Genomic DNA, 12744 nt, shown 5'->3' on the forward strand with positions numbered 1-12744 from the left:
GTGGAGAATCGCGCCATGCGCGTCCGTACCGTCGTCCTGGGATCGATCGTCGTGGCCGCCGCTGTCGTCGCCGGCCTGTACCAGACCGGCCGCCTTCCCCTGGCGCTGCTCAACGGCCCGGTGCAGGCCGAAGCCGCGCCAGCCGGGGGGCCGCCGCCCGCCATGCCGGTGCCGGTGGCGGCGGTGCTCAAACGGTCGCTGCCGATCTATCTCGACTACTCGGCGCGCACCGAATCGATCGCCGCCATCAGCCTGCAGGCCAAGGTGTCCGGCTATATCCAGGCGCAGCCGGCGACCGACGGCACCGACGTCAAGCCGGGCGACCTGCTGTACAAGATCGACCCGCGCGACTTCCAGGCCGCGCTGGACCAGGCCAACGCCCAGCTGCAGCGCGACCAGGCCAATATCGACTACCTGCGCTCGAACTACGATCGCGGCAGCGAGCTGAGCAAGAACGGCTGGCTGGACAAGGACACCTTCGATCAGCGCCAGAGCAATCTGAAGCAGGCCCAGGCCACCCTGGCCGCCGATCAGGCGGCGCAGCGCCAGGCCGAGCTGAACTTGGGCTATACCGAGATCCGGGCCTCTTTCGCCGGGCGGCTCGGCCGCAACCAGGCGCCGGTGGGCACGCTGGTCAGCGTCGGCGGCAGCGCCGCCCTCAACACCCTGGTGCAGCTCGACCCGATCTACGTCACCTTCAACCCCAGCGAGAGCGAGCTGGGCAAGATCCGGGCCGCGCAGGCCGCGGGAAAGGTCATGATCGACGTGCTGCTGCCGGGCGAGACCGAGGCGAAGCACCGCGGCGAGCTGACCTTCCTGGACAACGCCGTCGACAACCAGACCGGGACGATCCTGGCGCGTGCCACCGTCGGCAACGGCGACTTCGGCCTGCTGCCCGGCCAGTATGTCCGCGTGCGCGTCCATCTGAAGCCGCAGCCGGATGCCCTGATGGTGCCGCAGGTGGCCGTCGCCGCCAGCCAGTTCGGGCGTTACGTCTATGTCGTCAGCCAGGACAACAAGGCGGAGCAGCGCCTGGTGACGCTGGGCCCGACGGACGGCGCGCTGGTCGCCATCGAGAAGGGCCTGGCCGAGGGCGACCGCGTCATCACCGGCAACACGCAGAAGATCTTCTACCCCGGCATGCCGGTGCAGCCGCTGCCGGAACAGCAGCAGCAGGCCAAGGCCGGGTCGTAGAGACTCACCCGTCCAGACGCCGCATCAGGTCGCGCGTCGCCGGATACAGGTCTTTGAACACACCGAACTGCCGCCGGTAGAGTTCGGCATGGGACAGGTCGGGCGTGATCTCCGAGGCGGTCGGATTCCACACCCGGATGTCGCCCGGCTGGACGTCGCCGACCGCCAGCGCGGCCAGGAAGGCGTCGCCATAGCTGGCGCCGAAGGTCTTCTGCCGCAGGATCTGCGGATGGCCGGAGATGTCGGAGGTCGCCTGCGACCACACCCGGTTCTTGGTGCCGCCGCCGACCGAATACACCGCGCGCGGCACCTGCCCCGCCTCGCGATAGGTCTCGACGATGTGGGCGGTGCCGCAGGCGATGCCCTCGAACACCGCCCGGCAGATGTCGCCACGGGTGTGGGTCAGGTTCAGGCCGAACAACGCGCCCTTGGCCTGCGGGTCGTGGATCGGCGTGCGCTCGCCCGAGAAATAGGGCAGCAGCACCAGCCCCCGCGCCCCGGGCGGAGACTGCTCCGCCTCCGCCACCAGCGCCGGGATCGCCGTGGCCGGGTCCAGATCGCGGGCGAACTGGTCGCGGACCCAGTGGCTGAGCGTGCCGCTGGTGGCCAGGCCGGCCAGCGCCGCGTGCTGGCCCGGCATCAGCCAGGGCGCCCACCACAGCCGCGGGTCGCGCAGCCGGGTGTCGCCGAGCAGGATGGTGAAGATGGTCGACCCGTACATCACCATCATGTCGCCGCTGTCGAGCACGCCGACGCTGACCGCCTCGGCCGCCGCGTCGATGGTGCCGGCGATCACCGGCGTGCCCTCGGCCAGCCCGGTCTCCGCCGCCGCCTGCCGGGTGACGGTGCCGACGATGTCGGTGCTCCAGGCCAAATCCGGCATCTGGCCGAGATCGACGATGCCGGGCGCCAGTTCATCGCTCCAGGCCAGTTCGTCGGCCAGGTAGAACGGGCTGGAATTGGCCGCCGTGTAGTGGTCGATGACGAAGCGGCCGGTCAGCTTGTGCACCAGGAACGAGGTCGAGGTCAGGATCTTCGCCGTGCGGGCGAAGATGTCCGGCCGGTTGCGCTTGAGCCACAGGATCTTGGGCCCGACCGATTGCGAGGTCAGGGCGTTGCCGCAGCGCTCCAGCAGCACGTCCTCGCCGATCTGCGCCGTCAGGTCCGCGATCTCCTGATGGGCGCGGGTGTCGACGCCGTACAGCACCGCGTTCATCAGCGGCTCGCCCGCGGCATCGACCGGCAGCATGCACGGCCCGATGGCGCTGGTGCCGACCGCCCGGATCGACGCGGCCGGCACGCCGCTGTCGGCCAGCAGCGTGCGGCAGAGGAAGGTGACGTCGTCCCACCAATCCTCCTTCGGCCGGTGCTCGGCCCAGCCCGGCTGCGGCACGATCAGCTTGTGCGGCTTGGCGGCCATGGCGGCGATGCTGCCATCCGCGGCCACCAGCACGCCCTTGGATTCGAAGGTCCCGATGTCGATGCCGAGAGTATGGGTCATGTCTCGTACCGGTCGCGGTCCAGGCTGAAGCCGTCGTCGATGCGGCCGATGCCGGCGGCCAGCAGCCGCGCCAGCCCGGCCAGGTCGGACAGGTCGCAGATCTCGAGCGAGGAATGGGTGCCGCGGGCCGGGTAGCCGAGATCGATCGAGGCCACGCCGGCGTTGACCAGCTGGACATAGGAGGAATCGGTCAGCAGCCCGACATGCGCGCTCTTCTGCAGCGGGATGCCCGCGTCCCGAGCGGCCTCGCCGAACAGGGCGACCAGCGCCGGATGCGGGATGGTGCCGTTCAGCGTGCCGCGGCCGTGGAAGCTGTACAGGCTCATCGCCGGGCCGCCGCCGAGCCGGACATCGCCGCGCTGGGCCATGTCCGGGGTGTCGGTGGCGAGGATGATGTCGAGCTGGATGGCGATGTCCGGCGCCAGCACCTGCGCCGCCGTGACCGCGCCGCGCAGGTTGAACTCCTCCTGCACCGAGAACACCAGATGCACCGTCGGTCGGCGCGGCGCCGCCAGCAGCGCCCGGGCGACCTCGATAATCACGGCGCAGCCGGCGCGGTCGTCGATCGCGGTGCCGGCGATGCGGTCGCCCGCCAGATCGACCACCTTGGGCGCATAGACCACCGGCGTGCCGATGTCGATGCCGGCGGCCAGCACCGCGGCGGCGCTGTCGAATCCGGCGTCGATATAGATCTCGGGATAGGGCAGGACGCGGTACTTCTCCTCCTGCGAGGTGGCGTGGTGGCTCTTGTTGGCGATCACCCCCGGCACGTCGCGGCCGGCGCCGACGCAGAACACCACCGCCTGCGAGGCCAGCGCCTTCTCCGGCACCCCGCCCAGCCGCTCCACCCGCACCAGCCCGCCGGGCTCGATCTTGCGGACGATCAGGCCGAGCTGGTCCATATGCGCGAACAGCATCACGCTCGGCCCGGCGACCGTGCCCTCGATGGTCGCGATCAGGTTGCCCAGCCGGTCGGAGCGCGAGGCGATGCCGAGCCCGGAGAGCAGCCCGGCGAGATGCCGCCGCACCCGCCCCTCATGGCCGCTGAGGCCGGGGATCAGCATCAGCTCCGCCACCAGCCCGCGCAGGCGCTGCTTGACCGGGTCGTCCCCCGGCAGGTCCGTCGCCATTGCCGTCAGCCTTTCCGCGCCGCCCGCGCCAGGCGCATGAACTCCGCCGCCCGGTCGGGGTCGACCGCGTTCCAGGTGTGGCCGTCGACCTTCAGCGACGAGCCGACGATGCAGCCATCGGCCACCCGCAGCACGTCGCCGACGGTGTCGTGCTTGACCCCGGTGTTGGCCAGAACCGGCGTGTGCGGCAGCACCTGCTTCACCGCTTCTAGGTCCGACATCGCCGCCGCCTCGCCGGTGATCGTGCCGGAGACGAGGATCGCGTCCGGGATGCTGGAGAACACGGCGCTGCGCGCCCGGTCGGCCAGGTCGCGCCGGTCCAGCGACCAGGCGAATTCGGCGGAGATGTTGTACAGCATCGCCAGGTCGCCGCGGCCGAGCCGGTTGCGATAGCGCATCGCCTCTCCCGCATCGGGATTCCACGGCCCCATATCCGAGGCGTAGGTGCCGGTCATGATCTCGCGGATGAAGGCGGCGCCGGTGGCGGCGGCCAGCGCGACCGAGCTGGCCGGGTCCCACAGCACGTTGACCCCGAACGGCACCGTGATCTCCGGCCGCAGCCGGCCGATCAGATAGGCCATGGTCGAGGTCGAGGCGGTGTCGACCTTGAACTCGTAGGGCCGGTCGTTCTCGTTGCCGAACATCACGGCGTCGAAGCCGGCCGCCTGCAGCGCCTGCAGGTCCCGCCGCGCACCGTCGAGCAGCCCGTCGAGCCCCGCCGCCGAGTCGTACAGCGGCGCACCCGGCAGGGCCCCGAAATGCACCATCGCGATCACCGGCTTGGCGTCGCCGAACACCCGCTGGAAATTGCCCACGCCCACCATCCGCGTCCTTCCCTGCTTTGGCCCTGCTTTGGCCCTGCTTCGGGGCCGGTGCGGCTTCCGGCCGCTCCCTTGCACCCCTTTCGTCGCCGCATCATACTCAGGATCGCCTTCGGCACCCGCCGAAATCGCTTTGGTTGGCAACGCTACCATGAAACGTTTCACGACCCTGAGGCCGGAAACGATCGGGCGGTGTGGTCATGGCGGTTCCGGACCAGTCGAAGGCGGCAACAACGAAAAGACCACAGGGAGACTCACGGTGAAGCGACAGGATTACGACCGCCTCGTCGGGGCGCAGGCCAGCCGGCGCACGGTCCTGAAGGGCGCGGCCGGGCTCGGCGCCGCTTTGGGCACCACCGGCCTGTTCGGCCCCCTCTCCTCGACCGCGCTGGCGCAGGGCGACCTGCGCAGCCAGATCCTGCAGATCCCGGGCGTGGGCAAGGGATCGCCGACCGACGCCGACTGGCAGAAGGTGGGCGAGCTGTGCCTCGGCCCGACCAAGGCCGCCGTCAAGGAGGGCGAGTTCAAGGGCGTCAAGCTCAGCTTCATGGGGCTGAACAACCAGAACCTGCACAACCTGCTGTTCCGCGGCTTCCTGAAGCCGTGGGAGGCCTATACCGGCGCCGAGATCACCTGGATCGACCTGGCCCAGGCCGACTACAACCCGCGGCTGCAGCAGGCGATCGCCACCGGCACGGTCGATTTCGACATTGTCGAGATGGGCGCCCCGTTCGAGGGCGATGTCTGCGGCAAGGGCCTGGCGTCGGAGATGCCGGACTGGGTCAAGTCCCAGATCGAGATGGACGACTATGTCGGCTACCTGAAGGCCCCGGTCGGCACCTGGGAGGGCAAGACCTACCGGATCTCGATCGACGGCGACTGCCATACCTTCAACTACCGCACCGACGTGTTCTCCGACGCCGACCTGGCCAAGGCCTGGAAGGATGGCGGCGGCCAGGGCGACTGGGGCTTGCCGAAGACCTGGCAGCAGGTCCAGGCGGCGACCAAGTTCCTGAAGGGCAAGAAGATCGCCGGCCAGGACGCCTATGGCTATCTCGACGCGCCCAAGGCCTGGGGCGGCTTCGGCTTCTACTTCCTGGGCAGCCGGGCCACGGCCTATGCCAAGCATCCGAACGACAAGGCCTGGCTGTTCGACGTCGACACCATGAAGCCGCGGATCAACAACCCGGCCTGGGTGCGCGCCATCCAGGACGTGATCGATGCCCTGCCGTCTGAGCCGGCGGACCAGCTGAACGCCGACCCCAACACCACCGCCTTCCAGCAGTTCCTGGCCGGCACCGGGTCGATGGTGTCGTGGTGGGGCGATGTCGGGTCGAACGCCAAGACCAGCGATTCCTCGGTGATCGGCGACACCTGCGGCTTCAGCATCCTGCCGGGCTCGGACGACGTCTACAACGCCAAGACCGGCGCCTGGGAGACGCTGCCGGCCGGCCCGAACACCGCGCCGAACATGGCCTATCTGGGCTGGGGCGTCTATGTCATGGCCCGGGTCGACGCCGATGCCACCAAGCACAAGGCGGCCTGGAGCGCCGCGGCCCATCTCGGCGGCAAGGACCTGTCGCTGTGGACCTCGGCCTACCCGTCCGGCTTCCAGCCGTACCGGAACAGCCATTTCCAGATCCCGGAATGGGTCGCCGCCGGCTATGACGAGGCCTTCATCACCTCCTACCTGAAGGCCAACGCGGACTCCTACAACCACCCGAACGCGGCGATCGAGCCGCGCATCCCCGGCATCTTCCAGTATTACAGCGTGGCCGAGGACGAGCTGGCCAAGGTCTTCGCCGGCCAGGGCACCGCCCAGTCCGGCGCCGACGCCATCGCCGCGGCCTGGGAGAAGATCACCGACCAGATCGGCCGGGACAAGCAGATCGCCCTGTACAAGGCGTCGCTCGGGTTGTGAGGGCTGGAATCGTCGGTACGATGTCCGATCGGCCGTTTTCCTTGTCCCCCCTCCCCTTGCGGGAGGGGGGCGTGGCCCCCTGCGAGCCCGGACCAGCATGAGCGAAGCGGAGATCGGGGGCCTCCCCGGCGACCACAGCATCAAGCCCGTCTCGGCGCGCATCCCGGCCGGCCGCAGGGCCGCGGGGCGCTGGCTGATCGGGCTCGCCAGCCTCGCACTCGCGGCGATGGCGCTGCTGCAGGCGCTGGATTCGGCCGGCACCGTCGCCATCGGCTTCGAGAGCTGGCGGCCCCTGCTCTACACCTATCTGGTCTGGGCGGTGGCGCTCGGCGCCGGGCAGGTGATGATCCGGGGCGAGGCCGGGCACCGGGCTTTGTTCCTGCTGCCGGCGGTGCTGTTCACCGTGTCGATGGTGATCTTCCCGACCGTCTTCGGCCTCTACATCGCCTTCACCGACTGGAACCTCAGCTCCTTCGCCGGCCGGCAGCTCAACGGCCTCGACAACCTGCGCAGCCTGTGGGCCGACCCCTACTACTGGAACGCGCTCGGCAACATGGTCTGGTACGTGCTGGCGGTGCTGGTGCAATACGCCATCGCCTTCGGCCTGGCCCTGCTGCTGAACGCCGAGATCCGCGCGCGAAAATTCTTCCGCGTCGCCTTCCTGATGCCGTTCATGCTGAGCCCGGTCGCGGTCAGCTGGATGATCGGCAAGTCGATCATGGAGTACCGCTTCGGCCCGGCGGCGTCGCTGGCCCGGTTCCTGGGCTGGGAGAACCCGGCCTTCTTCGCCTCGCCCTGGATGGCGCGGATCAGCATCATGGCGATGGATGGCTGGGTCTCGATCCCCTTCATCATGATCCTGCTGCTGGCCGGGCTGCAGGCCATACCGAACGACATCCTGGAGGCGGCGCGGATCGACGGCGCCAAGGCCTGGCGGTCGTTCTGGAAGATCACCTTCCCGCTGATGCTGCCGGTCAGCGTCACCGCCGTGATCCTGCGGATCATCTTCGAGCTGAAGCTGGCCGACATCGTCATCAACGTGACGTCCGGCGGGCCCGGCGGCGCCACCGACACGGTGTCGAGCTTCATCTACCGCGAGTACCGCGACCGATCCAATGTCGGCTACGGCACCATGCTGGCGCAGGTCTATTTCATCATGATCATCGTCTTCGTGACCGGCCTGTTGAGCCTGGTCAGCCGCTGGATGCGGCGGCTGACATGAGCGGCGTGGCGACCTGGCGGGTGAAGCGCATCTCCGGCCGCACGCTGCTCTATGGCGCGGCGCTGCTGTGGGCCTTCATCTCGCTGTTCCCGATCTACTGGACGGTGACGACCTCGTTCAAGACTGCGGTCGACGTCACCCAGGGGCACCTGATCCCCTTCATCGACTACCAGCCGGACTGGCGCGGCTGGCGCTCGCTCGGCCTGTCGCCGGACACGATCGGCGCCACCTCGACGGTGCGGGAGGAGTTCCTGCTGCGCTTCGAGAACAGCGTCGTCGCCTCGGTCGGCGCCTCGCTGCTGGCGGTCGCCATCGGCTCGCTCGCCGCCTACGGCCTCAGCCGCTTCCGCTACAGGTTCGGGCCGTGGCGGAACAAGGACATCTCGTTCTGGTTCCTGTCGCAGCTGATCCTGCCGCCGGTGGTCTTGGCGATGCCGTTCCTGGTGCTCTACAAGGAGCTGGCGCTGCTCGACACCCGGATCGGGCTGATCCTGGTCTATGCGCTGATGGTGCTGCCGATCGTGATCTGGATCATGCGCGACCAGTTCTCCACCATCCCGATCGAGTTGGAGGAGGCGGCGCGGGTCGACGGCGCCACGGTGTGGCAGACCTTCCTGCGCATCGTGCTGCCGCTGGCCCTGCCGGGCATGGTGGCGGCCTTCATCCTGTCGATCGTGCTGTGCTGGAACGAGTATTTCTTCGCCGCGCTGCTGACCAGTTCCGATGCCAAGACCCTGCCGGTGATGGTGGCCAGCCAGACCGGGTCGCAGGGCATCAACTGGTGGTCGATGGCGGCGCTGTCGACCGCGGCGATCGCGCCGCTCGCCGTCATCGGCATCTTCCTCGAGCGCTACATCATCCGCGGCCTGACCGCGGGCGCGGTGAAATAGGGGGAGCGGACCGCTCTCCCTCCCCTCACCAGCAGACGAAGCCGCCGTCGACAATCAGCGACGACGCCGCCTACATCACCGGCCAGACCATCAATGTCGATGGCGGCCTGATCATGTCGTGACCGGGCCGGACTTCACGGAGATCGCTTTCTCAGCACCGCCCGCGCCACGTCGATGAAGGCGCGCAGCTTCGGCTGGTCCTGGGCCCGCCGCGGGAAGTACAGGAACAGGCCCGGCGTCCGCGGCAGGAACGGCTGCAGCACCTGTTCCAATTCCCCGGAGGCGAGCTCCGCCGCGACGGCGATGTCGGCGACATAGGACAGCCCGAGCCCGGCGCGGGCGAAGGAGAACAGCAGATCGCCGTCATTGACGATCAGGCTGCCCGGCGGGTCGACCGTCAGGGCGCGGCCGTCGCGCTCGAACTCCCAGCGGTAGATCGCGCCGGAGGCCGGGAAGCGGTAGCGGATCGCCTCGTGCCGGGTCAGGTCCTCCGGCCGCTCGGGCCGGCCGCGGGCGTCGAGATAGGCCGGGCTGCCGACCACGGACCAGGCGATGTCTCGGGTCAGCCGCACCGCCACCATGTCGCGCTCGACATATTCGCCGATGCGGATGCCGGCATCGTAGCCGCGGGCGGTGACGTCGACCGTGGCGTCGTCGACCGCGATCTCGACCGCGATCCGCGGATGGCTGCGCCGCAGCGCCGCCACCACCGGCTCGACCACCAGCGGCACGGCCATGCGCGGCACGGTCAGGCGCAGCAACCCGGTCGGCACCGATCCCATGGCGCCGGCCGCCTCGATCGCCGAGGCGATCTCCGCCGTCGCCGGCCCGACCCGTGCCAGCAGGGCGGCGCCGGCCTCGGTCAGCCCGACCCGCCGCGTGGTCCGGACGAAGAGCAGCGTGCCCAGCCGGGCCTCCAGCGCCTTCACCGCCTGGCTGACCGCCGCCGGCGACACGCCCAGCCGCGCCGCCGCCCCGGTGAAGCCGCCGGCCTCGGCCACGGCGAGGAAAGCGGACAGGCCGGTGAAGGGATCGGGCGGAGACATGCGCCGATTATAAATCAGATCTTAAAAGCTCACAAAGGCAGCACCGATTTTTCGCGGCAATCACAGCCGGTAGGCTCTCTCGCGCAACCAGCAGGGAGGCGACCATGGAAGACCCCTTCGATTCGACGGCATTGCCGCGCCGCACCGTCCTGGCGGGCGCGATCGCGGCCGCCGGAGCAGCGCTTCCGGGCAAGGCATCGGCGGCCGAGACGCCCGGCGTGCTGGCCGGCAAGGTGGCGATCGTCACCGGCGGCACCTCGGGGATCGGCGCCGCGACCGTCGCCGCGCTGGCGCGGGCCCGCGCCAAGGTGGCATTCAACGGCCGGCGCGAGGTGCTGGGCCTCGAGGTCGAGGCGCGGATCCGCTGGGAGGGCGGCGACGTCGCCTATACCCGGGCCGATGTCCGCGACGCCGCCCAGATGGAGCGCTTCGTCGCCGAGACGGTGGCGCGCTGGGGCCGGCTGGACATCGCCTTCAACAATGCCGGCATCGACCTGCCGCCGGCGCCGATCGCCGACACCGACATCGCCGGCTTCGACGACCAAATCGCGACCAATCTGCGCGGCGTCTTCGTGGCGATGAAATACGAGCTGCCCCATCTGGTGCGGGCGAAGGGCGCCATGATCAACACGGCGTCGATCGGCGGCCGCCACGCCTTCCCGAACATCGTCGCCTATGGCGCCACCAAGGCCGCGGTGATCCACATGACCCGCGCCGCCGCCCAGGAATACGGCCGCGACGTGCGCATCAGCGCCATCGCCCCGGGGCCGATCGAGACGCCGATGCTGGAGCGGGTGCGGCGCGACTGGAAGGTGACGACCGAGCAGCTGGTCGCACCCTATCCGATGCGCCGGGCCGGCACGGCCGAGGAGGTCGCGGCGGTGGTGGTGTTCCTGGCCAGCGACGCCGCCTCCTATGTCAGCGGCCACGTCATCGGCATCGACGGCGGCGACCTGGCTTAACCCGCGTCAGAGCCCGTTTGAGAATGCGCTGGCGCGAGTCGGCTGGTGGTGGTTTCGAGAACCGGAGCGCAGCGGACATTGGTCCGTGAGCACCGGAAGCGGAGAAACCGCCTCCAGACGGCCGCGCCAGTAGCATTATCAAATGGGCTCTCAATTCTGCCAGGCGGCGTACCAAAACTCCGGATAGGCCTGGGCCACGGCGGCGGGCTCCAGCGCCGGGACGTAGGGCCGGCCGTGCTTGCGGGTGATGGCGGCGAGCTCGGCCAGGCGACCGGCCGCGTCCCTCTGCGCCGCCGCCTTCTTCGCCGGGTCGTGGGTCGAGGCGGCGTCGCGCCAGATCGACCGGCCGGCGAGGAAGCCCGAGGCGCCGGCCTTGCAGGCGATCTGGACCTGGGTGCGGAAATCGGCATAGCCGACGCCGGCCGAGAGGATCACCCAGGGCACCGAGATGCCGCCATCGAGCCGCCGGCAGGCATCGAGTGCGGCGGCCCTGCCCTCCTCCGTGCTGACGTCGCCGGGGAACTCGACCTTCAGCATGTCGACGCCGTAGCCGTTCGCCTCATGCGCCGAGGCGACGATGCCCTCGATCCGCTTCGCCTTCCAGGCGGCGCTCGACGGGTCCTCGCCCGGCAGCGGGTACCAGATCGGCTCCACCACCAGCGGCAGCGACAGGCTGGCGCATTCGGCGACCAGGTTCCGCACCACCTGGCGTTGATGCTCGGCCACCGCGCTCTCCGGCCGGTAGAACCACAGCAGCTTGCAGGTGTCGACGCCCATCGCCTTCATCTTGCGGGTGCCCCAGCCGGCGCGGAACCGGGTCTCGCGCGCCGCGGCGGCGCCGTTGTAGCCTTCGTCCTCGATGCTGGCCATCAGCCCGACCGACCCGGGCAGGGCGCGCGACGCCAGCGCCGGGGCCAGGCCGTAGCGCGGGTCGAGCAGGAAGGCGCTGACCTCGGGCGACAGCACCCGCACCAGCTCGATCTTCGCCGCGATGGTCATGGCGTAGTCGACCGTGTCGGGGTCCGGCGCCAGCAGCTCCTGGAAGTCCGACAGGTGGTCGAGCGCGCAGATCACGAAGAAGCCGTCGGCCGAGGTGACCCGCTGCAGGCTGCGGATCTTGCCGGGGTCGCGGGCGGCGGAAAGGGAAACCATCGTTCAGTCCTCTTCTATGGAGATCAGGGTGGGCAGGATCCCGGGCGGCTGGCCGAGCACGAGCAGGCAGCCGGCCAGGAAGGTGTCGCCGAGGCCGATCGTGGCCGCGGGACGGTCGAGATGGGGGGCGGCGCAGGCGACCATGGCCCAGCCGTCGCGGTGGTCCCACACCGGGAAGGGCAATGGGGGAAACGCCGCGCCGGGCGGGATGCCATCCGGGTTGGCCGGGGCGCCGCAGGCGGCGCGGGTGGCAGCCAGCAGGCAACCGGCCATCAGCGCCTCCAGCTCCACCGCCGGATCGCCGCGGGTCGCCGCCAGGGCCCAGCCATCGGCATGGACGCAAACCCGGCGCAGGCCGAAGCGGTCGCCGAGGGCGCGGGCCTTGGCGCCGGGATCGCCGGGGCCGGGCGACAGTACCTCCAGCTCCGACAGGCTGAGGCCGAAGGAGGTGGCGTGCGGCGTCAGCCCCGCGACCACGCGGTCGCGCAGCACCGCATGCGGATAGTCGCCGAGCTCGTGATGGATCAGCCCGAGCCCGGCCGCCCGCCAGGCATCGGCAAGCTCGGCGGCGGAGCGGATGGCGGCGTCGACCGCGTCCGGCGGCAGGCCGTTGAAGCCGGACAGGATTCCCGCCCCGGCCGTGGGCGCCAAGCCGATGCTGGCGCGCCAAAAGTCCGGGTCATGGTCCAGCGCCTCGTCGGCGAAGCGCACGATGGTGCGGGACGACCGTCGCGGCATCGCCGGCCCGACCGGGGTGCCCGCGGTGAACTCGAAGATGAAATGCGCCGGCTTGCCGCCGCCGGTCAGCACATAGACCAGGTCGAAGATGCGGAAGGCGTCGAGCGCCCGGAACATCGCCGCGATCAGCAGCGTCGGCATCAGCAGCGGCAGCCGCACCCGCCAGA

General features: G+C 70.0%; 11 protein-coding genes. 5 read left to right on the forward strand and 6 right to left on the reverse strand.

Annotation, left to right across the window (positions count from 1 at the left end; all coding sequences use genetic code 11):
* The first annotated feature begins 15 nt into the window (after window positions 1-15).
* Window positions 16-1194, forward strand: a complete 1179-nt coding sequence (locus ACTOWL_RS32715) for an efflux RND transporter periplasmic adaptor subunit (protein ID WP_441325483.1) — start codon at window positions 16-18, stop codon at window positions 1192-1194.
* A gap of 4 nt (window positions 1195-1198) precedes the next feature.
* Here the strand turns inward: ACTOWL_RS32715 and ACTOWL_RS32720 are convergent, their stop codons facing one another.
* Genes ACTOWL_RS32720 through ACTOWL_RS32730 form a run of 3 tightly spaced genes read right to left on the reverse strand, consistent with a single transcriptional unit; the run spans window position 1199 to window position 4649 of the window.
* Window positions 1199-2695 carry an FGGY-family carbohydrate kinase gene (locus ACTOWL_RS32720; RefSeq protein WP_441325484.1) on the reverse strand — a complete coding sequence of 499 codons (1497 nt, stop codon included), beginning with the start codon at window positions 2693-2695 and terminating at the stop codon, window positions 1199-1201.
* Complete coding sequence (locus ACTOWL_RS32725) at window positions 2692-3825, reverse strand: M42 family metallopeptidase (protein ID WP_441325485.1); 1134 nt, start codon at window positions 3823-3825, stop codon at window positions 2692-2694. Before ACTOWL_RS32725 ends, ACTOWL_RS32720 begins: the two co-directional genes overlap by 4 nt.
* Before the next feature lie 5 nt (window positions 3826-3830).
* On the reverse strand, window positions 3831-4649 hold the full coding sequence (locus ACTOWL_RS32730; RefSeq protein WP_441325486.1) for a BtpA/SgcQ family protein: 819 nt from the start codon (window positions 4647-4649) through the stop codon (window positions 3831-3833).
* A gap of 256 nt (window positions 4650-4905) precedes the next feature.
* Here ACTOWL_RS32730 and ACTOWL_RS32735 point away from each other — a divergent pair, with 256 nt between their 5' ends.
* The 3 genes from ACTOWL_RS32735 (at window position 4906) to ACTOWL_RS32745 (ending at window position 8679) form a co-directional block, all read left to right on the forward strand.
* Entirely contained in the window at window positions 4906-6567 is a 1662-nt protein-coding gene (locus ACTOWL_RS32735; RefSeq protein WP_441325487.1) for a hypothetical protein, read from the forward strand.
* Window positions 6568-6664: 97 nt separating this feature from the next.
* A complete protein-coding gene (locus ACTOWL_RS32740) occupies window positions 6665-7789 on the forward strand; it encodes a carbohydrate ABC transporter permease (protein ID WP_441325488.1) in 1125 nt (374 codons plus the stop codon).
* The gene (locus ACTOWL_RS32745) at window positions 7786-8679 is read left to right on the forward strand and encodes a carbohydrate ABC transporter permease (protein ID WP_441325489.1); all 894 of its coding nucleotides are present in this window, start codon (window positions 7786-7788) and stop codon (window positions 8677-8679) included. The genes ACTOWL_RS32740 and ACTOWL_RS32745 overlap by 4 nt, the downstream gene beginning before the upstream one ends.
* Before the next feature lie 134 nt (window positions 8680-8813).
* Here ACTOWL_RS32745 and ACTOWL_RS32750 read toward each other — a convergent pair whose 3' ends face one another.
* Window positions 8814-9725 (reverse strand): LysR family transcriptional regulator, encoded by a 912-nt coding sequence (locus tag ACTOWL_RS32750; RefSeq protein WP_441325490.1) that lies wholly within the window; start codon window positions 9723-9725, stop codon window positions 8814-8816.
* A 104-nt stretch (window positions 9726-9829) separates the two neighbouring features.
* On the opposite strand from ACTOWL_RS32750, the gene ACTOWL_RS32755 reads away from it, so the two are divergent.
* Window positions 9830-10687: an SDR family NAD(P)-dependent oxidoreductase gene (locus tag ACTOWL_RS32755; protein WP_441325491.1), complete on the forward strand. Its 858-nt coding sequence runs from the start codon at window positions 9830-9832 to the stop codon at window positions 10685-10687.
* Window positions 10688-10837: 150 nt separating this feature from the next.
* On the opposite strand, the gene ACTOWL_RS32760 is transcribed toward ACTOWL_RS32755, so the two are convergent.
* Together ACTOWL_RS32760 and ACTOWL_RS32765 are read right to left on the reverse strand one after the other, a co-directional pair.
* Entirely contained in the window at window positions 10838-11839 is a 1002-nt protein-coding gene (locus ACTOWL_RS32760; protein WP_441325492.1) for a tagatose 1,6-diphosphate aldolase, read from the reverse strand.
* Between the two features lie 3 nt (window positions 11840-11842).
* Window positions 11843-12744, reverse strand: a 902-nt coding sequence (locus ACTOWL_RS32765; protein ID WP_441325493.1) for an ADP-dependent glucokinase/phosphofructokinase, incomplete at its 5' end; no start/stop codon positions are given.

It is taken from the genome of Inquilinus sp. CA228 (assembly GCF_052078665.1).
GTDB lineage: Bacteria > Pseudomonadota > Alphaproteobacteria > DSM-16000 > Inquilinaceae > Inquilinus.

Bases quoted from the DNA above. Each gene is read 5' to 3' on its own strand.
- ACTOWL_RS32715 (WP_441325483.1), top strand. From the start codon at position 16: ATGCGCGTCCGTACCGTCGTCCTGGGATCGATCGTCGTGGCCGCCGCT.
- ACTOWL_RS32720 (WP_441325484.1), bottom strand. From the start codon at position 2,695: ATGACCCATACTCTCGGCATCGACATCGGGACCTTCGAATCCAAGGGC.
- ACTOWL_RS32725 (WP_441325485.1), bottom strand. From the start codon at position 3,825: ATGGCGACGGACCTGCCGGGGGACGACCCGGTCAAGCAGCGCCTGCGC.
- ACTOWL_RS32730 (WP_441325486.1), bottom strand. From the start codon at position 4,649: ATGGTGGGCGTGGGCAATTTCCAGCGGGTGTTCGGCGACGCCAAGCCG.
- ACTOWL_RS32740 (WP_441325488.1), top strand. From the start codon at position 6,665: ATGAGCGAAGCGGAGATCGGGGGCCTCCCCGGCGACCACAGCATCAAG.
- ACTOWL_RS32745 (WP_441325489.1), top strand. From the start codon at position 7,786: ATGAGCGGCGTGGCGACCTGGCGGGTGAAGCGCATCTCCGGCCGCACG.
- ACTOWL_RS32750 (WP_441325490.1), bottom strand. From the start codon at position 9,725: ATGTCTCCGCCCGATCCCTTCACCGGCCTGTCCGCTTTCCTCGCCGTG.
- ACTOWL_RS32755 (WP_441325491.1), top strand. From the start codon at position 9,830: ATGGAAGACCCCTTCGATTCGACGGCATTGCCGCGCCGCACCGTCCTG.
- ACTOWL_RS32760 (WP_441325492.1), bottom strand. From the start codon at position 11,839: ATGGTTTCCCTTTCCGCCGCCCGCGACCCCGGCAAGATCCGCAGCCTG.